The sequence below is a fragment of the Roseobacter sp. YIN89 genome, assembly GCF_057219365.1.
Genome location: NZ_JBXVVD010000002.1, coordinates 466,465 through 488,890, shown reverse-complemented (window position 1 = coordinate 488,890; position 22,426 = coordinate 466,465). Strand labels below are relative to the sequence as shown.

Below are 22,426 nucleotides of genomic sequence, written 5' to 3'. Positions count from 1 at the left end.
GCCACTGTCCATAAGCTCGCCCGTGATCGTCTCCACCACGCAACAGTACCGTGACAAAAGGGTTAAGAGCCAATCTTCACGCGCCAACAGGAGACGTGAAACCGTCTGAAAAACTGAGTTTTGATGCAGCCTATGCTAATGCTGCGCACAGCGCGAATTAGTCAGCCAGCTTTTTTGCGACCAGCTGATTGACCACCTTGGGGTTCGCTTTGCCGCCGGTCGCTTTCATGACCTGACCTACAAACCAACCTGCCAACTTGGGGTTTTGCTTCGCTTTTTCGACTTGCGCAGGGTTTGCCGCGATGATCTCGTCTACCGCGGCTTCGATGGCGCCTGTGTCCGTGACCTGTTTCATTCCACGATCTTCGACGATCTGGGCAGGATCGCCGCCTTCTGTGTAGACGATCTCGAACAGGTCCTTTGCAATCTTGCCTGAAATTGCATCCGATGCGATCAAGTCAATCACACCACCCAACTGCGCCGGCACCACGGGGCTGTCCGTGATGTCCCGGTCGTCTTTCTTAAGGCGACCGAAAAGCTCGTTGATGACCCAGTTTGCGGCCATTTTGCCGTCGCGCCCCTGCGCCACCTCTTCGAAATAGGCCGCTGAATCAAGGTCGGCTGTCAGTACACTCGCGTCATAGTCGCTCAACCCGAAATCACCTATGAAACGCGCTTTCTTGGCATCCGGCAACTCCGGCAGGTTTGCGGCGATTTCATCGACCCAAGCCTGCTCGATTTCGAGCGGCAACAGATCGGGGTCGGGAAAATAGCGATAATCGTGTGCTTCTTCCTTCGAGCGCATTGATCTGGTTTCGTTTTTGTCCGGATCGTACAGCCGGGTTTCCTGCTCGACAGTTCCGCCGGCTTCGATAATTGCAATCTGGCGCCGGGCCTCAAAGTCGATTGCCGCCTGAATGAACCGCATAGAGTTCATGTTCTTGATTTCACAGCGGGTGCCCAGATGGCCGAAATCCTGCGTGGCCTGATATTTCTCATAATCGCCCGGACGGCATACAGACACGTTCACATCGGCACGCATTGCGCCTGACTGCATGTCGCCATTGCAGGTCCCCAGATAACGCAGGATCTGGCGCAGTTTTCCAAGGTATGCGGCCGCTTCTTCAGGGCCGCGAATATCAGGGCGACTGACAATCTCCATCAAGGCGACCCCTGTACGGTTGAGATCGACGAAAGACATGTTGGGATCCATGTCGTGGATGGATTTACCGGCATCCTGTTCAAGGTGGATACGCTCAACCCGGACCAAACGCGCCGTGCCATCGCCCATCTCCACCAGCACTTCGCCTTCGCCCACAATGGGGTGGTAGAGCTGGCTGATCTGATAGCCTTGTGGAAGGTCCGGATAGAAATAATTCTTGCGGTCAAAGGCGCTTGTCAAATTGATCTGTGCTTTCAGACCAAGACCTGTCCGCACTGCCTGTTCCACGCAGAACTCGTTGATCGTCGGCAGCATTCCGGGCATGGCTGCGTCGACAAAAGCAACGTTGTTGTTGGGTTCAGCACCGAACTTGGTCGAGGCTGCAGAGAAAAGTTTTGCGTTCGAGGTGACCTGCGCGTGCACTTCCATGCCGATGACCAATTCCCAGTCCTCGCGCGCTCCGGCGATTACTTTGGGTTTTGGCGTTTCGTAGGTTAGGTCAAGCATGGGCGAAATCCCTCAGGCAGCGGTGATCGCCAGCGGTTTAGGCCAGCACGCGCGGCGTCGCAAGACCGAAGGCGCGCTTTAGCTGCGCTTTGGCATAGCTTGCCAGCTCAACTTGAAGACATCAGATGCAGTTTCAGGCAATTCTGCACGGGTCACCATACGCGCTTCGCATGAGAAATTGTCTTTGATGCGCACCACGATGAGCGCCTCAAACGGTGACGAAAGGTCGACCTCAACGATATTGTTTGGCCCGTGGGGCGGAATATACAATATTTCAGTGCCGCCGGATGGGCAGCGTCGGTCCGGGCCTTCAAATGGCAGGTCAAAGTGTATGGCGGCTGTCGTTTGCGCGATCGCTTCGTAAACGGGCAGGTGGGTGCCCGTCAGTTCATAGTGAATACGTGCGGCCCGCAGCAGGCTTACATTTAACGCCGTCAGTCTTGCTAACCTGTCGTAAGCGGTCGCTGTAGTCGGCTGAACATCAACATTTGACACGCGGCGATGCCATTCTATCCAGTCGCCGCTGTCCCAGTGTCGGGCGTCCTTCGGGATTTGTCCTGTAACGTGATCGTTCATAAGATCCTCAACTTGGTTCGGCGACGGGACCATCTGCGGTAAAGATTATCCGGTGCCCGTTTTTGATGTCTCGGTGAAAGAGTCGTGCGATGACACGCAAGCCGTCACGCTGGCCCATCGCCGCAAATCTGCGGGGCGAAGAGATATTTACGTTATTTGCAAAACCGGCTGCGGCATGTGCCCAGATCATCGGATGCAGTTCGGTCATGTGGTTGCGGATGATCCAATCGGCACAGGCGGAAATGTGACGTCTTGTATGTGTCGCGACGCCGGTCGCGGTCACTTCATCTTGATGGATGAATGCGCAATAGGCAGCCAACAGGTTGGCCGTATGCTGCTCGGGAGAGCAGGTAAGAATGTCCTGCAACCCTTCGACAAAGAATTCCAGATCAAGGTTTTCACATGCGCCGACATCAGTGGAGAGGACGTCAAACATGACCCACGTGTAACCTCCCGCGCCCCAGACTGCTTGGGTCCGGGCAGCAGTGCGGCGTGCTTCCAATTCTAATTCTTGGTGAGAGCCAAACCACCTTGGCGACAGATAAGTCCCCAAAGCGCGCATCGGACTTGGGTTTTTCGGGTTCAGGTCAATCAACCGTTCATAATCGCGCGCGATCCGGTGCTGCGGGTTCAGACCGCCGCCGTTCAGTGCACATTTCGCCGTTTGAAAAAACGGGCTGTTGGTGCATTGGTTTTCAATGCCGTCGAGGATGTCTCCCGCGCGGTCAAAATGTGCCTCGAACGCCTCGCGGTTGCGCGCGCGCAGCCGTTCGCTCTTGCCGGTGCCACGCCATGCCCATCCTAGGTCCATATGTGCCTGTGCCACGACAATCGCGCACATCGGGTCAGAGCCGCTCTCGGCCAGCATCTCTTCTAGGCCTTCGATGCCTTCTTGAATAGGTGCGTCCTTGGCTGGTTCTCCATCAAAAAGCGCGTGCTCAGCGGCGAGTACGACGTCGGATCGCGCTCCGTACGAAAGTAGCTCTGAAACGGGCATCGCTCCGGGCGTGGCGAGGCGGGTTTTGTCCGCCTGAACAAGCTCCGACGACAACTTTTCCCACATTTCCTGCCGCGCAAGATGCTGGCCGCGCAGCCGGTGGGCGTCTCTGGCCCTGTCTTCATGTGTTGGGTCAGGGCAGGCAATCATCAGCCCTGAGGTCAGCCTGTCAATTTCGCACACTTCATCAGAACCGTTCGCGTTTGATGACGCACGGGACTTTTCCGTGATTTTCGACAGGATCGACATAACAAATACCCTTTACGGTGGACGCAAAGTGGCATTTCTTTTGGGCTTAATCATGGCGTGGCTGCGGAGATATCGCGCAAAAGCCGTGAGAAAAGAACGACATTGTCTGGGGTCGCGGGCGGGATCGGCAAGGATCAGCCCGTCGCGGCGCAGCGTGTCGCAGGGCTTGCTTATGCGCCCTCTAATATCACATATGAGCGCATGAAAACGCGTACCATGTTCATTTTTGTCCTTTCGATGCTCGCCTCGCAAACGCTGGCTCAAAGCGGATTGGGTGAGGCCCGTGCCGAAGATTTGCCCGAAATGCGCTGGAGCCATATGCCGAACCAGAGCCTGTGGAATGCCGCGGCACTTGAGGCGCTTGCCGAGCACGGCAAGCCGCTCGTCGACACTGTGCCGCTCGATATCGCAGGTTGGTGTCCGTATTATCCGCAAGCGGACGATACCGGGCGGGCGGCGTTTTGGGTTGGTTTCATGTCCGCTTTGGCAAAGCATGAAAGCACATACAAGCCCCGCGCAGTCGGGGGCGGCGGCAAGTGGTTTGGCCTTTTGCAGATCGCACCTGCGACAGCACGAGGATACAAATGCCGCGCGGGAACCGGTGAGGCGCTCAAAAAAGGTGCCGATAACCTAAGCTGCGCAATCCGTATCATGGCTGTGACCGTGCCGCGAGACGGCGTGATCGCGACCAAAGACGGCCGCTGGCGCGGCGTGGCCGCAGACTGGGGCCCGATGCGCAGTGCAAACAAGCGGCAAGACATGTCAAACTGGTTGAAGAACCAGCCTTATTGCGCTGGACCACCAAAGAAAAAGACGTTTTGGCAAAAGCTTTTTGAAACCAAATGATCTAGCCGATCAGCGAGAAGTGGTGCCGTTCTGTCGGGACGTCGCGGGCAAGCAGTGCTGCCTCCAGTTGCTTGTGTGGCGGCGTGCTTTCGTAAGGTAGTCTGATTTTTTGACCACTTTTCAGGATCGCTGTCGCGCGAACGGAAAAATCCAAGCGGGTATCCAGCCGAAAGCGTTCGAGCTCAGGCCATGACAACGCCGCGCTGCGCTGTCCGGCAAACCATGACAGGCCACGGTCATCCATATCAAATCCGGCGCTGACATTGCGCCAAAAATCCCATGCGGCTGGCAAGGTGAATATCGCCAGCATCGCCATGAGCCATATGGCGGCCTGGACAACAAAAATCGCCATAAGCAAAACGGCCCAGATGCCCAATACGCTAAACAGCGCCGCCCAACTGCGCCCTGAGCGTCGAAAGCTGAGGTTACCGTCCGCCTGTGACATCTAGTGTCGATCCGGTGACGTAGCTGGCATCGTCCGAGCAGAGCCAAAGGATTGCTTGTGCAACTTCTTGGGCGGATCCTTTCCGCTTCATCGGCACCATATGAGCCAATTTGTCCGCGCGTCCGGGCTCGCCACCTTTGGCGTGTAATTCTGTTTCGATTAACCCGGGGCGGACTGCCATGACGCGAATATTATCTGCTGCAACTTCGTCGGATAACCCTTTGGTAAATGTATCAATCGCCGCTTTAGATGCCGCGTAGTCCACATATTGGTTTCCGGACCCAAGCCGAGCCGCAGCAGATGAAACATTTACGATGACACCACCGTCACCCCCCGACTGCATCCGCAAAACAGCCTCCTTTGCCACAAGAATTGCGCCTATGACGTTGATTTCGAACATTCGCTTTAGCCGGGCGTGCGTGACGTCGGTAACCTTGGCTGTCTGGTCAACGACACCTGCGTTATTGATTAACGCGTTCAGTCGCCCGAAAGTCTCGTCGATACTGTCATAAATCGCCGAGATCGCCGACGGATCAGACACATCACCCTTACACAAAAGCACCTTGGCGCCTGCAGCGCGGCAATCATTGGCCACGGCTTCGGCACCAGCGTCATCGGTGCGATAGTTCAACGCCAGATCATATCCGCGCGATGCTGCGATCCTTGCGCAGGCGGCTCCGATGCCGGCAGAGCCGCCGGTGATGAGCATGACAGGTTTCATTGATCAGTTTCCTCGTATTCTGGTCAGCATTTCGGTGGTGTCGCGCGACAGATTTTGTGTGCCTAGGATACGATCCAGTGCTGCAGCTATCTGGTCTTGCCGGTGCTCGTCATAGCGGCGCCATGTCTGAAAGGCCGAGCACATGCGCGCTGTTGTCTGCGGGTTAACAGGATCAAGCCGGATCAGCCAGTCTGCCAGCAGGTTGTAGCCTTCACCGGATTTTGCGTGGAAACCAGCGTGATGCATCGCGAGAGCCCCCATCACTGCGCGAAAGCGATTGGGGTTTTTCCAGTTGAAATCGGGATGCTCCGTAAGTGCTTGCGCTGTGGCAGCAGCTGCATCCGGGCGAGCCTGCATGACCTGCAGGCCAAACCATTTGTCCATTACCAGACGGTCGGCCTTCCATTGGCTTTGAAATGCTTGCAAAGCGGCCTCACCCTGATCATGGCGTAACAGGACAGCCAGCGCTGCAATCTGTTGCGTCATGTTATTGGCCGTGTCGTATTGGTATTGTGCCACCTGCGTGGCATCTCGGCGCGCAAGCAAGCTCAGCGCTGCATTGGCGAGTGCGCGTTTCCCTGACTGTTCCGCATCGGGCCGGTATTCGCCGCTGACCTGATGGCTTTCGTACAGATCATGCATATCATCAGCCAGCGTTTCAGCCTGAGCGTCTCGTAATGCTTCTACCGCATCCCAGATTTTCCCAGGATCGGGCGTTACGCCCGCGTCATACAGGTTGCGCGCCAAATCGGATTGGCTGGGCAGATTCAACATCAACGCGCGATACGCCGGATCCAGCGCTGAATCTGACATCACGTTGTGCAGCCCGCTCAGATACTGGGCAGATGCAGGCGCATCATCTGTGATCATGTCCATCAGGGTCTGCTGTGCCAGCGTTCGCCCTGCTTCCCAGCGATTGAACGGGTCGGTGTCATGCGCAAGAAGAAACGCGTTGTGATCGGCGTCCAAAGCACTCGTCAGCACGACCGGTGCAGAAAAACCGCGCAGCACTGATGGGACAGGGCGTTCGTCTAGCCCGTCGAAAGAGAAGGTTTGCGATTTCTCAGTCAATTCAAGAACCGTGCTTGGAACAAGTTCGCTGCCATCTTGTGCCAACAGCCCTGTTACAATCGGAATGACTTGCGGTGCAGGTTCCGGTGTCGTCGGTGAGGGGGGCAACTCTTGCGTGAAGGTAAGGCTGTAGGTGTCGCCCTGCCAATCGTCGGACACGGTAAGGCGCGGTGTTCCCGCCTGAGAATACCAGCGTTTGAATTGGGAAAGATCGCGGCCTGTGGAATCTTCGAAAACTTTCAGCCAGTCTTCGATCGTGCAAGCCTCGCCGTCATGGCGATCAAAGTATAGATTGAGCGCGCGCGAATAAGCCTCCGCGCCTACAAGACGGCGCAACATGCCGATAACCTCGGCGCCTTTTTCATAGACAGTTGCAGTATAGAAGTTGTTGATTTCCTGAAAGCTTTCCGGGCGCACAGGGTGAGCAAGCGGTCCCTGATCTTCTGGGAACTGCCGGGCGCGCAGGTCGATGACATCGCTGATACGCTTAACGGGAGCGGAGCGCATGTCTGAGGTGAACTGGCTGTCGCGGTAAACCGTCAGTCCTTCCTTGAGACAAAGTTGAAACCAGTCGCGGCACGTGATCCGGTTGCCCGTCCAGTTATGAAAATATTCATGCGCGATGATGGCCTCGATGCGCTCAAAGTTCATATCCGTGGATGTCTCCGGCGAGGCCAGCACAGCAGACGAGTTGAAAATATTGAGCCCCTTGTTTTCCATGGCGCCCATATTGAAGTCGTCAACCGCAACAATGTTAAAGATATCAAGGTCGTATTCGCGCCCGTAAACCTCTTCATCCCACGTCATCGACGCCTTTAGAGCCTCCATGCCGAAGGCGCATTTATGTTCGTCGCCCGGGCGGACATAGAGGTTGAGGGCGACATCCCGCCCAGAGCGGGTGGTGAAGCGATCAGAGTGCGCGACGAGTTCTCCGGCGACAAGTGCGAACAAGTATGCCGGTTTTGGCCAAGGGTCATGCCATGTTGCTTGGTGCTTGAGGATGTTTGCCGGGTTGCCGTTTGAAAGCAGTACCGGATGGGGCCCGTTGATGACGACGGTAAACACGCTCATGACATCTGGTCGGTCCGGATAGTAGGTGATCTTCCGAAAGCCTTCGGCTTCGCACTGCGTGCAATACATGCCATTGGACATGTACAACCCTTCAAGAGCGGTGTTGTTCTGAGGGTCGATTTCCACTTCAGTTTCCCAGACGAAGGGGCGATCCGGCACCTCGCAGGTCAGACCTTCATCTGTGATCTGTACAGAAACCGGGCTGCCATCGATACTTGAAGAAATGAGTGTAAGGTTTTCACCGTGAAGGAAGAATTCACGTTCTTGGTCTGGTTTTGGCGCGAACTGAATCCGGCTTTTGACGCGCGTTTGGGTCGGCGCGAGATCAAAGGTCAGATGGACGTCGGTGACATCAAATCCAAACGGTTTATAGTCAGCAAGATAAATGGTCTTGGGGGCGGCGTCGCGCATGGGAGATGTCTCTCGAAGGGAACTCAATAATGCCTCAGACGTTATGAGTGTAACGCAGGCGCTGCAAGAGGCGTCACCTGAAGTAAACATCTAAAGGAGTTACCATGTCTGCACCTGACACGAATATTGAGCGCCAGAAAAACCGCCACAAAACAATGGTCTGGGGCATCTGGGTCGGTTTGGCTATCGCCGCGGTCGCAATCATCGGCCTCGCCATAGCATCATTTGGGTACGGCGTTGATCTTGCCGCGTTTTTCACCAACAACGTGCCCAGCATCGACGGGTGAGCAAGCGACGCTTGAAAATTGACCTGCCGCAAAAGCTCTGCGCTACTTGTGGCAGGCCCTTCACCTGGCGCAAGAAGTGGAAGCGCGTCTGGGATGAAGTGCGCTATTGCTCAAAGCGATGTCAGTCTGACAGAAATCGCAAAGCGCCAAGTCAGGACTAAATTGGTCAATAAATATTACCGCCCACTTGCCCTTGTGACCCGAAGCGCCTAAACCACCCAACGACGCCAATTTGTTGCGGGGAGGACAAGTGCGATGAGCTCATTCCAGGAACGTCATGGCCTACGCGTGGCTCAGGAGCTTGCGGAATTCATTGAAAATGCGGCTTTGCCGGGTACACAGGTTGATGCGGACAGCTTTTGGGCCGGTTTTTCAGCGCTTGTGCATGAATTCGGGCCTGAAAACGCCAAATTGTTGCAGGTTCGCGAAGAGATGCAGCAGAAAATCGATGCGTACCACAAAGAGCATCGCGACGGGTCTCATCACCACGAAAACTACAAGGCTTTCTTGAGCGAAATCGGCTATCTCGTTCCGGAAGGTGATGACTTCGAGATCGAAACTGAAAATGTAGATCCGGAAATTGCCTTGGTGCCGGGGCCACAGTTGGTCGTCCCCATTACGAATGCACGATATGCGCTCAATGCCGCCAACGCCCGCTGGGGCAGCCTTTACGACGGGTTTTATGGGACTGATGCCATGGGCAGCACGCCGCCCGCCGGCGGATACAACAAAGGGCGGGGCGCTCGTGTCGTCGCCCGTGCGCGCGTATTTCTGGATCAGGCTTTCCCACTGGAAGATCTGAGTCACGCGGATGCAACGCGCTACTACGTGAACAGCGGCGCGCTGTTGGTCGATGACAAGCCGTTAATGTCGCCGGAAAAGTTCGTCGGCTACACCGGTCATCCCAAAGCGCCTGACACCGTAATGCTGCGTAACAACGGCTTGCACGTCGAATTGGTGTTCGACCGGACCCATATGATTGGCAGCCGTGATCAGGCCGGACTTGCTGACGTCCGCATGGAAAGTGCGGTCTCTGCGATCATGGACTGTGAAGATTCGGTCGCATGCGTTGACGCCGAGGACAAGGTCGTCGCTTACAGCAATTGGTTGGGCCTGATGAAGGGCGATCTTGAGGACACCTTTGAAAAGGGCGGCAAGAGCGTGACGCGCCAGCTTAACCCCGATCTCAAGCTGACTGGCCCTGATGGCGCAGAGGTGACGCTGAAGGGGCGCGCATTGATGCTGGTGCGTAACGTAGGCCACCTGATGACAAACCCAGCGATTCTGGACCGCGACGGGAACGAGGTCTTTGAAGGGCTGATGGATGCGATGATCACGACGCTGATCGCGATGCACGACTTGACCCGCGAAAGCGGCAACTCGGTCACTGGGTCGGTGTATGTCGTCAAACCAAAGATGCACGGGCCGGATGAGGTCGCCTTTTCAGACCGCATCTTTACGCATGTCGAACGGGTTCTGGGGCTGCCGCAGTATACTGTCAAACTGGGGATCATGGATGAGGAGCGGCGCACGTCGGTGAACCTCAAGGAATGCATCCGTGCCGCCAAATCGCGGGTTGCCTTTATCAACACAGGGTTTCTGGATCGCACCGGCGATGAAATTCACACATCAATGGAAGCGGGTCCGTTCAGCCGCAAAGACTTCATCAAACGCAAGGCATGGATCGGTGCGTATGAGAACCAGAACGTCGACATCGGGCTGGAGTGCGGCCTGAGCGGCAAGGCTCAGATCGGCAAGGGCATGTGGGCTATGCCGGACATGATGGCTGCCATGATCGAGCAAAAGATTGAACATCCTAAATCGGGGGCGAACTGCGCATGGGTGCCGAGCCCGACCGCGGCAACCCTGCATGCGTTGCATTATCATGCGGTTGATGTTTTTGCCGTGCAGGAAAAGCTCAAGGCAGGCGGACGTCGCGCCTATGTCGACACTGTTCTCGATATCCCTCTTGCGACCTATCAAAAGTGGACGGATGAGCAGAAACAGCGCGAAGTGGAAAACAACGCGCAGGGTATTCTCGGTTATGTGGTGCGCTGGGTCGACCAAGGCGTTGGCTGCTCCAAGGTGCCTGACCTTAACGATGTCGGCCTGATGGAAGACCGCGCGACGTGCCGGATTTCCGCTCAACACATAGCAAACTGGTTACACCACGGTGTTGTGGACGCGCAGGATGTCATGGCCACCATGCGCAAGATGGCCGAGGTCGTAGACGCGCAAAACGCAGACGACCCGCACTACACAGCTATGGCGCCTGATTTTGACGGCATTGCGTTTCAGGCAGCTTGTGATCTCGTGTTCAAAGGGCGTACGCAACCCTCAGGTTACACAGAGCCGGTGTTGCACGCGCGCCGGCTGGAATTGAAAGCCGCAAGCTGAAGCAAGGCGGGACGCAGATAACAGGGAACAGGATTATGGAAATCTCGTTGAGAAAAGCACGGACCATCATTCGCAAGACGTTCGAAAAAGGCCGGGAGATGGACTTGAAACCGCTCTCTGTCGTTGTGCTCGACGCAGGCGGTCACGTCAAAGCGTTCGAGCGCGAAGACGGTGCGTCACCGGGACGTTTCGGTGTCGCACACGGCAAGGCCTACGGCGCTGTCATGCTTGGTATGACAGGCACCGCGCAGGCCGAACGTGCAGAAGTGGGTGCGCCTTTCATGGCAGCGGTCAACGGTGTTTTCGGCGGTCATGTGGTCCCGGTACAGGGTGGCATCCTCGTACGTGACCGCAAAGGAACCGTCATCGGAGGTGTTGGCGTCACCGGTGATGTGTCCGAGAATGATTTGATCGTCGGGCTCGCCGGTATCGAGGCTGCCGGCTTGAGCGGCGACGGCTGACATACTTTCTGCGTCAATTTTAGGCAAATGCGGCGCTTTTTGGCATCACCGCACAACTGACTGCGCGCTCTGAGGCTATTATTGTCGGGAATGCGCGATTATATCAAAGGACGAAAGTTACAGAAGGACCCAACATGCAGCGGCCCGTTGTCGGTATTATCTCGAATTTCAACCTGCTCCATGACGAGTATCCGGTACATGCAGGCGGGCTGATGAACTCGGCGGCAATCGCGGAAGTGTCAGAGTGTATGCCGATGTTGATCCCTTCTGACCCGCGTCTTGTTTCTGTAGCGGAGCTATTGGACCAGTGCGACGGTTTCCTGCTGACTGGTGGTCGCCCGAACGTGCATCCGGAGGAGTATGGCGAGGCTGCCACCGCAGCCCACGGCGATTTTGACCGGGCGCGCGATGCGGTTGCCTTACCGCTTGTGCGTGCCTGCGTCGAACGCGGGCAACCTGTTTTTGGGGTGTGCCGTGGCTTTCAAGAGGTCAATGTGGCCATGGGGGGCTCGCTTTATCCGGAAATTCGCGAACTTCCCGGTCGGATGAACCACCGCATGCCGCCCGACGGCACGTTGGACGAAAAGTTCGAATTGCGGCACACGGTTTCTTTCACGGAAGGTGGTCGGTTCCATCAGTTGATGGGAGAACAGAGCGTGTTGACCAACACGCTGCACGGGCAGGGGATCAAACGCCCCGGTGCGCGCATTGTCATCGACGGGCACGCTGACGACGGCACGCCAGAAGCGATTTATGTCAAGGACGCGCCCGGCTTTACCCTGTCGGTACAATGGCATCCAGAATATCGTGCGGACCAAGATCCGGTGTCACGCAAGCTGTTTGGCGCCTTTGGCGACGCCGTTCGCGCGTGGGCCGGAGCATCACGGGGGCGCACATCGCAAGTGGCCTAATCGGATGGGCGCTACATCATCCCGCCGGCAATCTCGATGGTCTGGCCATTGACCGAGGCCGCCGCGCCCGAGACCAGCCACATTGCCGCTGCGGAGACTTCGCTGGAGGAAATCAACCTGCCGTGGCGGTTTGCAGATACCATGACATCACGGGCGGCATCGGTGCTGATTCCGGCGCGTTCCGAGATTGAGGTCACGTTGCGCGTGACGATGTCTGTGTCGACGTAGGCAGGGCAGATTGCATTGAAGGTAATCGGCTTGCCAAGGTAATCTTCGCTCAGGGCACGGATAAGGCCGATCATGCCGTGTTTGGAGGCGGTGTAGCAGCTTGCACCTTTCAGCCCGCGCAGACCGGCGATGCTGGAGATGGCGATGACCCGACCCCAGTCTTCGCCATGCATCGATTTTAGCGCCTCGCGGATTGTCAGAAACGCACCATCAAGATTGGTCGCCATCATGTTGCGCCAAAATTCCAAATCGGTTTTGTGCAGCGAGCGTCCTTCGGCGATGCCGGCATTTGCGATGCAGATCGCGATGGGTCCGCGTTCGTCTACCGCCTGTGCCATTTTTGCGATGACATCGGCTTCATCCCGGACATCCATCGCCATGCCGTGCAAGCCCGGTGTTTCCGCCGTGACGGCATCCAGCACCTCTTGGCGTCGGCCGGTGATCGTGACCTGAGCACCTGCTTTAGCCAAATCGCGCGCAATTGCGAGCCCAATGCCTGTACCGCCACCGGTGACAAAAGCGTGCTTTCCGTTCAATTCCATAGCGTTCTCCCTCTTGCCGCCAGCTTAGGCGCTGCGAGCGCAGGTGCAAGTGATTGAGCCTTAGGCGGGCATGTGCGACGGTAACAACACCAAGCATGCAGGAGGGATTTGCATGAAATGGCTTGATCTGCCGCCAGTGTGGCTCGCGGCCTTTGCCGTCGTCGCTTTTCTTCAAGCGCATTATTTTTCGCTGGGGCTTAGTCTTGCACACCCGATAACGATGTTCTTGGCCGGATTGTTGGTCGGTGGCGGCGTGGTGCTTACGATGTTGGCCGTGATGGAGTTTCAAAAGCACAAGACCACGATCATACCCCACCAAGAGGCCAGCCAATTGATCCAGACCGGCATTTTCAAGCGGAGCCGCAACCCGATCTATCTCGCGGATGTTCTCATCCTTGCAGGGCTCGCGCTTTACTTTGACGCGGTGCTTTCTCTTGCGCTTGTGCCGATCCTTTTCTGGATCTTGGAAACACGGTTCGTCATTCCCGAGGAAAACAGGTTAAGGCGCCAGTTTCGTGCTGATTTTGCACGATATGCGGAAAAAACGCGCAGATGGGTTTGATAATTAGGCACATGTGAGCGTTCACATTTTCCCCGCTTCTTGTACCTTGCGCGTGGACGAGATAGTGGACATCGCATTGCTGTGCACCAAATTGCTCAAACACGAAATGATCGGGGGGAGCTACACTTGAAGATCGGGACACCAAAAGAGGTTTTCGACGGCGAAAACCGCGTTGCCATGACGCCGGAGAGCGCGTTGCAACTTCAAAAGCTGGGACATGAGTGCGTTATTGAGACCGGAGCCGGGGACAACGCCGGATTTTCCGATGCTGCTTACAAAGAAGCAGGCGTCGAAGTCGTCAAGACTGCGGCTGCACTTTACAAGACAGCGGACATCGTCGCCAAGGTTCGGGTTCCGGACGACACAGAAATGAAGCGCCTTCGTGATGGCCAGACCCTTATCTCGTTCTTCAGTCCGGTCGCGGACGAAGCCAAGATGCAAGCGGCGGCCAAGAAAGGCACGACCGTCATCGCGATGGAGATGATCCCTCGCATCAGCCGTGCGCAAAAGATGGATGCCTTGTCATCCATGGCGAACATTGCGGGATACCGCGCGGTCATTGAGGCGGGTAATAATTTCGGCCGGTTTTTTACAGGTCAAATCACCGCTGCTGGCAAGGTTCCACCGGCCAAAGTTCTGGTGGTCGGCGCCGGGGTGGCAGGCCTTGCCGCTATCGGCACCTCGACCAGTCTGGGCGCGATCACCTACGCGTTCGACGTCCGGCCCGAGGTTGCCGAGCAGGTTGAATCGATGGGCGCTGAATTCGTCTATCTTGATTTCGAAGAAGAGCAGCAGGATGGTGCCAGCACCGGCGGCTATGCTTCTGTTTCCTCACCTGAATTCCGCGAAGCACAGCTAGCAAAGTTCCGCGAGCTTGCGCCTGAGGTCGATATTGTCATCACAACGGCCCTGATCCCCAACCGGGAAGCCCCCGAATTGTGGACCGAGGACATGGTTGCGGCGATGAAACCGGGTTCGGTTATTGTCGATCTGGCCGCTGAAAAGGGTGGTAATTGCAAACTGACAATCAAGGACGAAAAGATCGTTACTGCAAATGGTGTCACGATCATCGGCTACACGGACTTCCCCAGCCGAATGGCAACGCAAGCCTCCAGTTTGTACGCGACGAACATCCGTCACCTGATGACAGACCTTACGCCAGAGAAAGACGGCGTGGTCGATCACAACATGGAAGACGACGTCATCCGTGGTGCAACAATCGCGCACGACAAGGAAGTGACCTTTCCACCGCCACCGCCCAAAGTGGCAGCCATTGCCGCTGCTCCGAAAAAGGAAGCGGCCAAAGAACTCACACCCGAAGAGAAACGCGAAAAAGAGCTGGCGGAGTTTAAGCTACAAACCCGCAATCAGGTCGCCATGCTAGCCATGGGAGGCGGGCTTGTGCTGGCTGTGGGGCTGGTGGCACCAGCCAGCTTTATGCAGCATTTCATCGTGTTCGTGTTGTCAGTCTTCATTGGTTTCCAGGTGATCTGGAACGTGGCGCATTCGCTGCACACACCTTTGATGGCCGTCACAAACGCCATTTCGTCGATCATTATTCTGGGTGCACTCATCCAGATCGGGTCAAGCTCGTTGCTCATAACGCTGCTGGCCGCCTTGGCGGTATTCATGGCCGCGATCAACATTTTCGGCGGCTTCCTCGTCACACGGCGCATGCTCGCCATGTTCCAGAAATCTTAAGGGGGCGGGATCATGGAATTCGGATTTACCATAGCAGCCTACGCGGTTGCGGCCGTTCTTTTCATCCTGTCACTCGGTGGTCTGTCTGGCCAGGAAAGCGCGAAACGCGCCGTCTGGTATGGGATCGTCGGTATGGCGATTGCCGTTCTGGCGACGTTGATCGGGCCGGGGCAGGGTTTGGGCGTAGTGTCTATCATCCTGATCGGGCTGGGCGCGGCGGTTGGTTACCAATTGGCCACCAAGGTCCAGATGACGCAGATGCCCGAACTTGTGGCCATCATGCACAGCCTTGTTGGTCTCGCTGCGGTCTTTGTCGGCTTTAACGCTGACATCATGATCAATAACCTCGGTGATCTTTTTGCAGAAAACAGCCTGACGCTCGGCGCGGTCGGGCCAGACGGTTATAGTGCCATCGGTCTGCCCAAAGAAATCTACGACGGTCTGTCCTCTTTTGGTCAGTTGATCGCCAAGAAAAGCCAGGTAGAGATCAACATCCTCAAGGTTGAGCTCGTGCTTGGTATCTGGATCGGTGCGGTAACCTTCACCGGTTCGGTCATCGCTTATGGCAAGCTCGCGGGCAAAGTGGATTCCTCTGCAACGAAATTGCCAGGCGGCCACCTTTTGAACGCGGCTGCGGCCGCTTTGTCCTTGCTCCTTGCGATCATGTATCTTGGCGGATCCGGCAGTTGGACGCTTGTGTTGCTAACGCTGCTGGCGCTCTTCATCGGGTATCACCTTATCATGGGGATCGGGGGCGCCGACATGCCTGTCGTCGTTTCCATGCTGAACAGCTACTCTGGTTGGGCCGCAGCAGCCATCGGCTTCTCGCTTGGAAACGACTTGCTGATCGTCGTGGGCGCGCTGGTCGGTTCTTCAGGTGCGATCCTCAGTTACATCATGTGCAAGGCCATGAACCGGTCTTTCATCAGCGTCATTCTGGGCGGCTTTGGCGGCCCAGCAGGTGAGCAGATGGCAGTCGAAGGCGAGCAGGTCGCAATCGAAGCGGATGGGGTTGCGCAATCGCTGAATGAAGCAGACAGCGTTGTCATCGTTCCGGGCTATGGCATGGCGGTAGCACAAGCACAGCAGAACGTTGCCGAGTTGACCCGCAAGTTGCGCGCGGCAGGCAAGGAAGTACGCTTTGCGATCCACCCGGTTGCCGGACGGCTTCCGGGGCACATGAACGTGTTGCTGGCAGAGGCGAAAGTTCCTTATGACATCGTGCTGGAAATGGAAGAGATCAACGATGACTTCCCAGATACGGACGTGGTTATCGTCATTGGTTCGAACGATATTGTGAATCCAGCCGCACAGGACGACCCAAACAGCCCAATCGCCGGTATGCCAGTGCTTGAGGTCTGGAAAGCCAAGCAGGTGTTCGTGTCCAAGCGCGGGCAGGGCACAGGCTACTCAGGCATTGAAAACCCGCTGTTCTTCAAAGACAACACGCGGATGTTCTATGGAGACGCAAAGGCATCATTGGACAAGCTTTTGCCGATGATCGACTAACATAGTCGACCGATCAGGAATGAAGGCGCCGGTCTTTCCGGCGCCTTTTTTTGTACCTCCAAGCTGCGACCTTGTTGCAGTCAACTGGCTCTGATCAGGTTGCAAGGCGGGGGCAGTTGGCGTTCGAACACAAGCGCCATGGAGAAGGTATTGACGTCACCATCTAGCTAAGAAAAGGTAGCTCGGGCGAGCCCTGCGCGCTGGCTCATTTGGGCAGTACACCAAGCGCCTTTGAAGCTTTGAGCGTAAGATAAGTTAGATGGCCAACGCCAAAGCAAGGGTGATGCCATTCCAGTCCCCCTAAACGTCTAAATACCCTCGTCGGCAATTCGGTTTGGTCCAAGCCTCACGATGCTGTCCGAGCGGGAAGAACCGCAATTGAGCCTTTCGGAAACGGCGTCGATGCGTGTCAGCATTCAGCTCTACATGCCAGGAGCGGATGCGCGACAAAGCGGTATTTGCTCCAAAAAGATTTGTGTGCCCGAGATACCAAATCAGGAGGCAAAAAAACCCATCAACGACTTTCTTTGCTGTGCCGTCGACACCAAAAAGTGCGCGCAGGGTGTCACTGGACTTATGCGCCGTCGCACGTTGCTCTTTGGGCAATTCCAAGGTTTCATGATCGATTGGCATGGCACAGCGCCAGCGAAGCAGGAAGTTTATACCTGAGCCGGTATTGAGCTATGAAACATGCGCAATTGTGTCCAAGTGCTGTTTGTCTGAAACCCATTGCACTATGCGTTACTTTCCCGGCACCAGCGCGGTTATCCGTTTGCCTGACACCTGGAAATCAAGGCTGAGCAGGCCGGTTTTGCGTGTGCAAATAATGCCACCCGCTGCGCCAATCAGGTTGGCAGCTATGGCAGCGGCGATGATGCCAGGGAAGTCGAACATTACAGCGCCCAGCCACGCGAGTGGCAGATAAATAGCAAGGATGCGGGTCAGGCTCAGGCCCATCGACCAGACGGCTTTGTCTCTGGCATTCATCGCAGCATTTGCGACAACGACAACACCGTAGCCGAACATCGACAGGCCCGCAAACCGCAGATAGAGCGCCGCAAGCTTTGCGTCCTGATCGCCGGACGCGAATGTACCTGCAATTGCTTCTGCAAACAAAAAGAGAATAGCCGCCACTGCTGCGCCGTAAGCCAGACAAAACAGAAAGGCTATCTGCGTGCCATTGCACGCGCGGTCCTGTTGGTCCGCGCCCCAGTTCTGGCCAATTACCGGACCGATGCCGGCAGAAAGCGCCATCAGGGGCACGAGAGCCACGCTTTGAACGCGCGTTGCGGCACCGAAACCGGCAGGCGGCTTCGCCAAGTGTGGCGACTGCGGCTGTCACAAGAGCCATTCCCGCAGGATTGATTGCATTTGAAAAGGCCGCCGGCACCCCTACGCGCAAAACCTGCTGGACCGAAGACCAAATGCCTTTGAAGGGTGCACCGCAGACGCCCAACAGCCCGCGCGAAAAGGCGAGCCACAGCGCAACGCAGACGGCTAGGACACGGCCAATTGCAGTCGCCAGTGCCGCGCCCTGCGTCCCGAGTTCGGGCAGGCCCCATAACCCGAAAATAAGCAATGGGTCCAACGCGATATTAACCACAGCGGCCAGCGTCATGATCGCAGGTGCCGTCAAGCCGTCACCGCGCGCTCGGAAGATGGCATTCGTGATCATCATCACGACCAGAAATGGAAAAGACAGCGCCCAGACGGGCATGTAGCCTGCAATGTCGTTCGACACGGCTTCTTCCGCACCTAGCGCAGAGAACAGAAGTGGGTAAGTGAGCCAGACCAAGGCTGCGACGATGACCGACAGGGCAAGCCCCAAGGCTATGGCATGCAGGCTGAGACGCCGGGTTTCTTCGTCGTTGTCGCCGCGTCCGACGCCTTGGCTCAATGCTGTATTCGCACCTACGCTCAAGCCGATAGACAAAGAGGTGATTGCGGTCGTAACTGGATATATGAAACCCACTGCGGCCAGCGCAGAGCCGCCGACACGGCTGAGAAAAAATGCGTCCGCCAAGCCGACACTCAAGACAGCAAAGATGCCAAAGCTCATGGGCGCTGACATCGCAACAAGCGCGCGCCATATAGGACCCTTGGTGAGATCTTTGTTTGCGTCGGACATGGATGCGATACGCCTTATTGTTGTGCAGTCAGAATTAAACGCTGCCAAAGCGCGTCTGGTTCCAACTGCATAGATGTCATCGCTTAACGCGCTCTAATTGCTTCACCTTTTCATTTCACTGCAACGAGAGACTAGATTGGTATACCATTGAATTCTTTTAACACTTTGAAAAATATCCAAAAAAAGTTTGACATGATGTGTTTGGACATTATTCCTCGTGGTATTCTTGGAGTGTCTGATGCCGCCAATTGACGACCACCCTCTGCGCTATAAGCTGGCCAACGAGCTGCATGCACGACCGTTTCCGTCCATGGAGGCGCCGTGCTCTGCGGCCTATATTGCGATCAAGCAACCGCACGATGCCGTCAGCCGTGACCGCCAACGCGATCTCGACCATCTGACTGCACTGCTTGACCGTTTTGGCGCGCAGCACCCGCAACCTGGCGCAACGCATTACTATGGTCAGATTGGCAAATACTGGCTGAAGTGGGAGCAGCATACCGAGTTCGTCACGTACACCGTCTTTGCCGATGCCCTGTCGGAACGTGCTTTCGACCCCACGGATTTTGAAGTTTTCCCGGCGGACTGGCTTGCAGATGCGCCGGGACAGCGGGTCACATCCGTTCTGGTTGATATTCGGGCGCGACCAGCTGATGCCGAAATCGAGCAGTATCTTAACGACTGGTTTGTCACAGAGAGCCTCGCCGTGGCCTCTGTGTTGGAAGGGGACGCGATTGTTGCGGGCGATTTCCGGATAGACAGTAACGGCCATATGCGTTTTGCGGTGTTCCCCGGTGGTGCAACAGAGAACCGACGCGTCGGCCGGATCGTTCAGCGCCTGTGCGAAATTGAAACGTACAAGGCGATGTCGATGCTGGGATTTGCGCGGGTGCGCGAGTTGCAGCCGAAGCTGACCGAACTGGATACGCTGTTGACCACGCTGATGGGTGATATGTCCGAACCTGGTGCACGCGCGGAAGACACGCTGAACAACCTTCTGTCGATTTCTGCTGAACTGGAAACGCTTTCCGCGCAGTCATCTTTCAGATTTGCGGCAACGGGCGCTTATGAAGCGTTGGTCAATCAGCGGATCGCGGCATTGCGAGAAGAGCGCTTTTTGGGGCGTCAGCAATTTGCCGAGTTCATGATGCGGCGGTATGCGCCAGCGATGCGCACGGTTTCGTCGGCCGAGCGCCGGCTGGATGCGATGTCGAGCCGGTCAATCCGGGCGTCGAACCTTTTGCGGACCCGCGTGGATGTCGAGCGGTCCGCGCAGAACCAGGCTTTGCTGGAAAGCATGGATCGCCGGTCTGATCTACAGTTGCGTCTGCAGCGAACTGTGGAGGGTCTTTCTGTTGTTGCGATCAGCTATTACGCGGTGTCGCTTGTGGGTTACATGCTGTACCCCGCAGCGGAAGCAACAGGGGTCACCAAAGGGACGCTGACGGCGCTTGTGACATTACCTGTGGTCCTGTTTGTCTGGTGGGCGATCCGCCGGTTGCGCGCCAACGTGGAGTAGGGCACGACGGTGCGCCGCTCTTGTCGCGCGCTGCGCGCCAAGTCGCCTCGCCCGCCGTCCCGTTATTTCACCGTCCTCGAATGCGCGGATCAAGCGCGTCACGCAGCCCGTCTCCGAGGTAGTTCACGGACAGCACCACCAGCGAGATCAGCAGCCCCGGTAACATCACACGTTCGGGAAATTCCTCCATTCGTGGCACGGCATCAGAGAGCAGCTTGCCCCATGTCGGGAAATCGGACGGAAACCCAACGCCGAGAAAGCTCAACGCGCTTTCAGTGATGATCGCTGTTGCAAGGCCAAGGGTGGCTGAAACCATGATCGGCGAGATGACGTTCGGCAGCAGGTGGCGGCGGATAATCAGGAACGGGGTTGTGCCAATCGATCGCGCCGCAAGCACAAACTCGCGCTCTTTCAGCGCCAGAATTTCACCGCGCACGATACGGGCGGTCGGCATCCAAGAGGTTATGCCAATCACGCCCACGATTAGGATGAACATGCCGCCCTCCGGCCCGAATGCCGCTCTGAGAGGTTGGCGGAACAAGGTCACCGCCACGAGCAAAAGCGGCAAGATCGGCAGCGACAGAAAGAGGTCGGTGATCCGCATCAGGACGCCGTCCAGCTTTTTGAAGTAGCCTGCACAAACGCCGACAAGCGTGCCAAGGCAAAGCGACAGCAGCATTGCCGCCCATCCCACCGCGAGTGACGCGCGCCCACCGGCGATCAGCGTTGCCATGATGTCGCGCCCGAGATTATCGGTACCCAGTGGGCGCGACCACATGGTTTTGGCGGTACCATCCCACAACAGCGTGTAGATCGGACGCAGGTCCTTGTTGCGGATGTCCAGCTTTTTGGCATCGACCTGCCACACAAGTGGCCCGATCAGTACAAAGAGCGTGATCCCCAGCAGAAAACCGCCACCGATCAGCGCGCCCTTATGCTTTCGGAACTGGTCCCAGACGTCTTTCCACTGGCTGCGGGGGTCTTTTTGCGGTTCCTTGTCTCGCAGCGCGCCATAAGTCTCTAGTTCCACTTCGGCGGCGGCTGCATTAACGCGTTGATCAGTCATAGCGGATCCTCGGGTCAAGGACGCCGTAGAGCACATCGGCGATCAGGTTAAAGACAACGATCAGGATGGCAAAAATGAACGTCAAGGTCATGACCATTGGCAAGTCGTTGGCAAAAAGGGCAGTCAGGAGCAACTGGCCGATACCGTTGACCTTGAAAAGGGTCTCCGTGATGATTGCGCCGCCGAAAATCGAAGGGATGCCAAGCGCGATGACGGTCACAATGGGGATCATCGAGTTGCGGAGCACGTGAACGAGGACGACGGCGCTTTCTTTCAGGCCCTTGGCCCGTGCGGTGCGCACGTAGTCCTGATTGAGGTTGTCGAGCATCGATGCGCGCATAAAGCGGCTGATTTGTGCCGTGGTCTGAAGCGCGAGCACCATGACCGGCATGACCATCTGGCGCAGCTGTACCTTGAAGCTTTCCCAGTCCGTGACAACGTGGGTGGTGTCGTAGATTGAAGGGAACCACCCCAGATTTACCGAAAAGATCACGATCACGAGGACGCCGGAAAAGAATGGCGGAACCGAAAAGCCGATCATCGATACGAACGTTCCTGCCTGATCAAAGACCGAATACTGCTTGTAGGCGGAATAGATACCGATGGGCAGGGCGATGAGAATACCAACGATATAGGACATGCCTACGACCCAGAGCGTCTGAGGCATACGCTGGATCACGATATCCATGACCGGCGAGCGTGTCTGCCAAGAGATCACGCGCAATTTTCCTTCTGAAAAGGTTGTGCCGAGCCAGTGATCGATCAGCACCTGTGGTTCGATCCAGAAAAACTGGACCAGCCATTTCCAGTATTGCACGTGAACTGGTGCACCAAGCCCCAGAGCTTCGCGCATTTTCTGTTTCACTTCCGGCGGGACGGTGAGCGGCACCTGTGCCATGGGGTCTCCCGGCGCAAGTTGTAAAAGCAGGAAGATGACAATGCTGATGAACAGCAGCGTCGGGATGGACAAGACCAATCGCCTTATCGTGTAAGTCAGCATGAATGCGTCCCCGGAAGCTTTGTGCTTCTTATCGTTGAGGTGACCCGCCGGTTTCGCAA

At 56.5% G+C, this 22,426-nt stretch carries 21 protein-coding genes and 1 pseudogene; 10 read left to right on the top strand and 12 right to left on the bottom strand.

The window, feature by feature from the left end; genetic code table 11:
* Positions 1 to 157: 157 nt before the first annotated feature.
* From gatB to AC2D8V_RS08550, 3 genes are all read right to left on the bottom strand, one after another.
* On the bottom strand, positions 158 to 1,669 hold the full coding sequence (gene gatB, locus AC2D8V_RS08560; protein ID WP_484733107.1) for an Asp-tRNA(Asn)/Glu-tRNA(Gln) amidotransferase subunit GatB: 1,512 nt from the start codon (positions 1,667 to 1,669) through the stop codon (positions 158 to 160).
* Between the two features lie 78 nt (positions 1,670 to 1,747).
* Entirely contained in the window at positions 1,748 to 2,245 is a 498-nt protein-coding gene (locus AC2D8V_RS08555; RefSeq protein WP_484733106.1) for a hypothetical protein, read from the bottom strand.
* A 7-nt stretch (positions 2,246 to 2,252) separates the two neighbouring features.
* The gene (locus AC2D8V_RS08550) at positions 2,253 to 3,491 is read right to left on the bottom strand and encodes a hypothetical protein (RefSeq protein ID WP_484733105.1); all 1,239 of its coding nucleotides are present in this window, start codon (positions 3,489 to 3,491) and stop codon (positions 2,253 to 2,255) included.
* 201 nt (positions 3,492 to 3,692) lie between these two features.
* Between AC2D8V_RS08550 and AC2D8V_RS08545 the strand changes: the two genes are divergently transcribed.
* Positions 3,693 to 4,337 (top strand): transglycosylase SLT domain-containing protein, encoded by a 645-nt coding sequence (locus AC2D8V_RS08545; RefSeq protein ID WP_484733104.1) that lies wholly within the window; start codon positions 3,693 to 3,695, stop codon positions 4,335 to 4,337.
* A gap of 1 nt (position 4,338) precedes the next feature.
* Here AC2D8V_RS08545 and AC2D8V_RS08540 read toward each other — a convergent pair whose 3' ends face one another.
* The 3 genes from AC2D8V_RS08540 to pepN are packed head-to-tail and all read right to left on the bottom strand — an operon-like array spanning position 4,339 to position 8,056.
* Positions 4,339 to 4,782 (bottom strand): hypothetical protein, encoded by a 444-nt coding sequence (locus AC2D8V_RS08540; protein ID WP_484733103.1) that lies wholly within the window; start codon positions 4,780 to 4,782, stop codon positions 4,339 to 4,341.
* Positions 4,763 to 5,503 (bottom strand): SDR family oxidoreductase, encoded by a 741-nt coding sequence (locus AC2D8V_RS08535; RefSeq protein ID WP_484733102.1) that lies wholly within the window; start codon positions 5,501 to 5,503, stop codon positions 4,763 to 4,765. Before AC2D8V_RS08535 ends, AC2D8V_RS08540 begins: the two co-directional genes overlap by 20 nt.
* Before the next feature lie 3 nt (positions 5,504 to 5,506).
* On the bottom strand, positions 5,507 to 8,056 hold the full coding sequence (gene pepN / locus AC2D8V_RS08530; RefSeq protein WP_484733101.1) for an aminopeptidase N: 2,550 nt from the start codon (positions 8,054 to 8,056) through the stop codon (positions 5,507 to 5,509).
* A 104-nt stretch (positions 8,057 to 8,160) separates the two neighbouring features.
* Here pepN and AC2D8V_RS08525 point away from each other — a divergent pair, with 104 nt between their 5' ends.
* The 5 genes from AC2D8V_RS08525 (at position 8,161) to AC2D8V_RS08505 (ending at position 12,112) form a co-directional block, all read left to right on the top strand.
* On the top strand, positions 8,161 to 8,343 hold the full coding sequence (locus AC2D8V_RS08525) for a hypothetical protein (protein ID WP_484733100.1): 183 nt from the start codon (positions 8,161 to 8,163) through the stop codon (positions 8,341 to 8,343).
* On the top strand, positions 8,340 to 8,504 hold the full coding sequence (locus AC2D8V_RS08520) for a DUF2256 domain-containing protein (RefSeq protein WP_484733099.1): 165 nt from the start codon (positions 8,340 to 8,342) through the stop codon (positions 8,502 to 8,504). Before AC2D8V_RS08525 ends, AC2D8V_RS08520 begins: the two co-directional genes overlap by 4 nt.
* Before the next feature lie 94 nt (positions 8,505 to 8,598).
* Positions 8,599 to 10,740 (top strand): malate synthase G, encoded by a 2,142-nt coding sequence (locus tag AC2D8V_RS08515; protein ID WP_484733098.1) that lies wholly within the window; start codon positions 8,599 to 8,601, stop codon positions 10,738 to 10,740.
* 35 nt (positions 10,741 to 10,775) lie between these two features.
* Complete coding sequence (locus AC2D8V_RS08510; RefSeq protein ID WP_484733097.1) at positions 10,776 to 11,201, top strand: GlcG/HbpS family heme-binding protein; 426 nt, start codon at positions 10,776 to 10,778, stop codon at positions 11,199 to 11,201.
* Between the two features lie 134 nt (positions 11,202 to 11,335).
* The gene (locus tag AC2D8V_RS08505) at positions 11,336 to 12,112 is read left to right on the top strand and encodes a gamma-glutamyl-gamma-aminobutyrate hydrolase family protein (RefSeq protein ID WP_484733096.1); all 777 of its coding nucleotides are present in this window, start codon (positions 11,336 to 11,338) and stop codon (positions 12,110 to 12,112) included.
* Between the two features lie 11 nt (positions 12,113 to 12,123).
* On the opposite strand, the gene AC2D8V_RS08500 is transcribed toward AC2D8V_RS08505, so the two are convergent.
* On the bottom strand, positions 12,124 to 12,882 hold the full coding sequence (locus tag AC2D8V_RS08500; protein WP_484733095.1) for an SDR family NAD(P)-dependent oxidoreductase: 759 nt from the start codon (positions 12,880 to 12,882) through the stop codon (positions 12,124 to 12,126).
* A gap of 112 nt (positions 12,883 to 12,994) precedes the next feature.
* On the opposite strand from AC2D8V_RS08500, the gene AC2D8V_RS08495 reads away from it, so the two are divergent.
* The 3 genes from AC2D8V_RS08495 (at position 12,995) to AC2D8V_RS08485 (ending at position 16,654) form a co-directional block, all read left to right on the top strand.
* The gene (locus AC2D8V_RS08495; protein WP_484733094.1) at positions 12,995 to 13,444 is read left to right on the top strand and encodes a methyltransferase family protein; all 450 of its coding nucleotides are present in this window, start codon (positions 12,995 to 12,997) and stop codon (positions 13,442 to 13,444) included.
* Positions 13,445 to 13,570: 126 nt separating this feature from the next.
* Positions 13,571 to 15,145 (top strand): Re/Si-specific NAD(P)(+) transhydrogenase subunit alpha, encoded by a 1,575-nt coding sequence (locus AC2D8V_RS08490; RefSeq protein WP_484733093.1) that lies wholly within the window; start codon positions 13,571 to 13,573, stop codon positions 15,143 to 15,145.
* 12 nt (positions 15,146 to 15,157) lie between these two features.
* Positions 15,158 to 16,654: an NAD(P)(+) transhydrogenase (Re/Si-specific) subunit beta gene (locus tag AC2D8V_RS08485; protein ID WP_484733092.1), complete on the top strand. Its 1,497-nt coding sequence runs from the start codon at positions 15,158 to 15,160 to the stop codon at positions 16,652 to 16,654.
* Between the two features lie 300 nt (positions 16,655 to 16,954).
* On the opposite strand, the gene AC2D8V_RS08480 is transcribed toward AC2D8V_RS08485, so the two are convergent.
* The 3 genes and pseudogenes from AC2D8V_RS08480 to AC2D8V_RS08470 all read right to left on the bottom strand — a co-directional run.
* The gene (locus AC2D8V_RS08480) at positions 16,955 to 17,287 is read right to left on the bottom strand and encodes a hypothetical protein (protein WP_484733091.1); all 333 of its coding nucleotides are present in this window, start codon (positions 17,285 to 17,287) and stop codon (positions 16,955 to 16,957) included.
* 108 nt (positions 17,288 to 17,395) lie between these two features.
* Positions 17,396 to 17,974, bottom strand: coding sequence for an MATE family efflux transporter (locus AC2D8V_RS08475; RefSeq protein ID WP_484733090.1), 579 nt, complete (start codon positions 17,972 to 17,974; stop codon positions 17,396 to 17,398).
* 316 nt (positions 17,975 to 18,290) lie between these two features.
* A pseudogene (locus AC2D8V_RS08470) lies at positions 18,291 to 18,713 on the bottom strand (MATE family efflux transporter); the annotation flags it as partial.
* 307 nt (positions 18,714 to 19,020) lie between these two features.
* On the opposite strand from AC2D8V_RS08470, the gene AC2D8V_RS08465 reads away from it, so the two are divergent.
* Complete coding sequence (locus AC2D8V_RS08465; RefSeq protein WP_484733089.1) at positions 19,021 to 20,301, top strand: DUF3422 family protein; 1,281 nt, start codon at positions 19,021 to 19,023, stop codon at positions 20,299 to 20,301.
* 67 nt (positions 20,302 to 20,368) lie between these two features.
* On the opposite strand, the gene AC2D8V_RS08460 is transcribed toward AC2D8V_RS08465, so the two are convergent.
* Positions 20,369 to 21,367: an ABC transporter permease gene (locus AC2D8V_RS08460; protein ID WP_484733088.1), complete on the bottom strand. Its 999-nt coding sequence runs from the start codon at positions 21,365 to 21,367 to the stop codon at positions 20,369 to 20,371.
* Positions 21,360 to 22,367: an ABC transporter permease gene (locus AC2D8V_RS08455; protein WP_484733087.1), complete on the bottom strand. Its 1,008-nt coding sequence runs from the start codon at positions 22,365 to 22,367 to the stop codon at positions 21,360 to 21,362. Before AC2D8V_RS08455 ends, AC2D8V_RS08460 begins: the two co-directional genes overlap by 8 nt.
* Between the last annotated feature and the right edge of the window lie 59 nt (positions 22,368 to 22,426).

Coding starts and splice junctions, on each gene's coding strand:
- AC2D8V_RS08550 (WP_484733105.1), bottom strand. CDS start 3,491: ATGTCGATCCTGTCGAAAATCACGGAAAAGTCCCGTGCGTCATCAAAC.
- AC2D8V_RS08515 (WP_484733098.1), top strand. CDS start 8,599: ATGAGCTCATTCCAGGAACGTCATGGCCTACGCGTGGCTCAGGAGCTT.
- AC2D8V_RS08455 (WP_484733087.1), bottom strand. CDS start 22,367: ATGCTGACTTACACGATAAGGCGATTGGTCTTGTCCATCCCGACGCTG.
- gatB (WP_484733107.1), bottom strand. CDS start 1,669: ATGCTTGACCTAACCTACGAAACGCCAAAACCCAAAGTAATCGCCGGA.
- AC2D8V_RS08525 (WP_484733100.1), top strand. CDS start 8,161: ATGTCTGCACCTGACACGAATATTGAGCGCCAGAAAAACCGCCACAAA.
- AC2D8V_RS08495 (WP_484733094.1), top strand. CDS start 12,995: ATGAAATGGCTTGATCTGCCGCCAGTGTGGCTCGCGGCCTTTGCCGTC.
- AC2D8V_RS08460 (WP_484733088.1), bottom strand. CDS start 21,367: ATGACTGATCAACGCGTTAATGCAGCCGCCGCCGAAGTGGAACTAGAG.
- AC2D8V_RS08555 (WP_484733106.1), bottom strand. CDS start 2,245: ATGAACGATCACGTTACAGGACAAATCCCGAAGGACGCCCGACACTGG.
- AC2D8V_RS08465 (WP_484733089.1), top strand. CDS start 19,021: ATGCCGCCAATTGACGACCACCCTCTGCGCTATAAGCTGGCCAACGAG.
- AC2D8V_RS08540 (WP_484733103.1), bottom strand. CDS start 4,782: ATGTCACAGGCGGACGGTAACCTCAGCTTTCGACGCTCAGGGCGCAGT.
- AC2D8V_RS08480 (WP_484733091.1), bottom strand. CDS start 17,287: ATGCCAATCGATCATGAAACCTTGGAATTGCCCAAAGAGCAACGTGCG.
- AC2D8V_RS08545 (WP_484733104.1), top strand. CDS start 3,693: ATGAAAACGCGTACCATGTTCATTTTTGTCCTTTCGATGCTCGCCTCG.
- AC2D8V_RS08500 (WP_484733095.1), bottom strand. CDS start 12,882: ATGGAATTGAACGGAAAGCACGCTTTTGTCACCGGTGGCGGTACAGGC.
- AC2D8V_RS08485 (WP_484733092.1), top strand. CDS start 15,158: ATGGAATTCGGATTTACCATAGCAGCCTACGCGGTTGCGGCCGTTCTT.
- AC2D8V_RS08510 (WP_484733097.1), top strand. CDS start 10,776: ATGGAAATCTCGTTGAGAAAAGCACGGACCATCATTCGCAAGACGTTC.
- AC2D8V_RS08535 (WP_484733102.1), bottom strand. CDS start 5,503: ATGAAACCTGTCATGCTCATCACCGGCGGCTCTGCCGGCATCGGAGCC.
- pepN (WP_484733101.1), bottom strand. CDS start 8,056: ATGCGCGACGCCGCCCCCAAGACCATTTATCTTGCTGACTATAAACCG.
- AC2D8V_RS08505 (WP_484733096.1), top strand. CDS start 11,336: ATGCAGCGGCCCGTTGTCGGTATTATCTCGAATTTCAACCTGCTCCAT.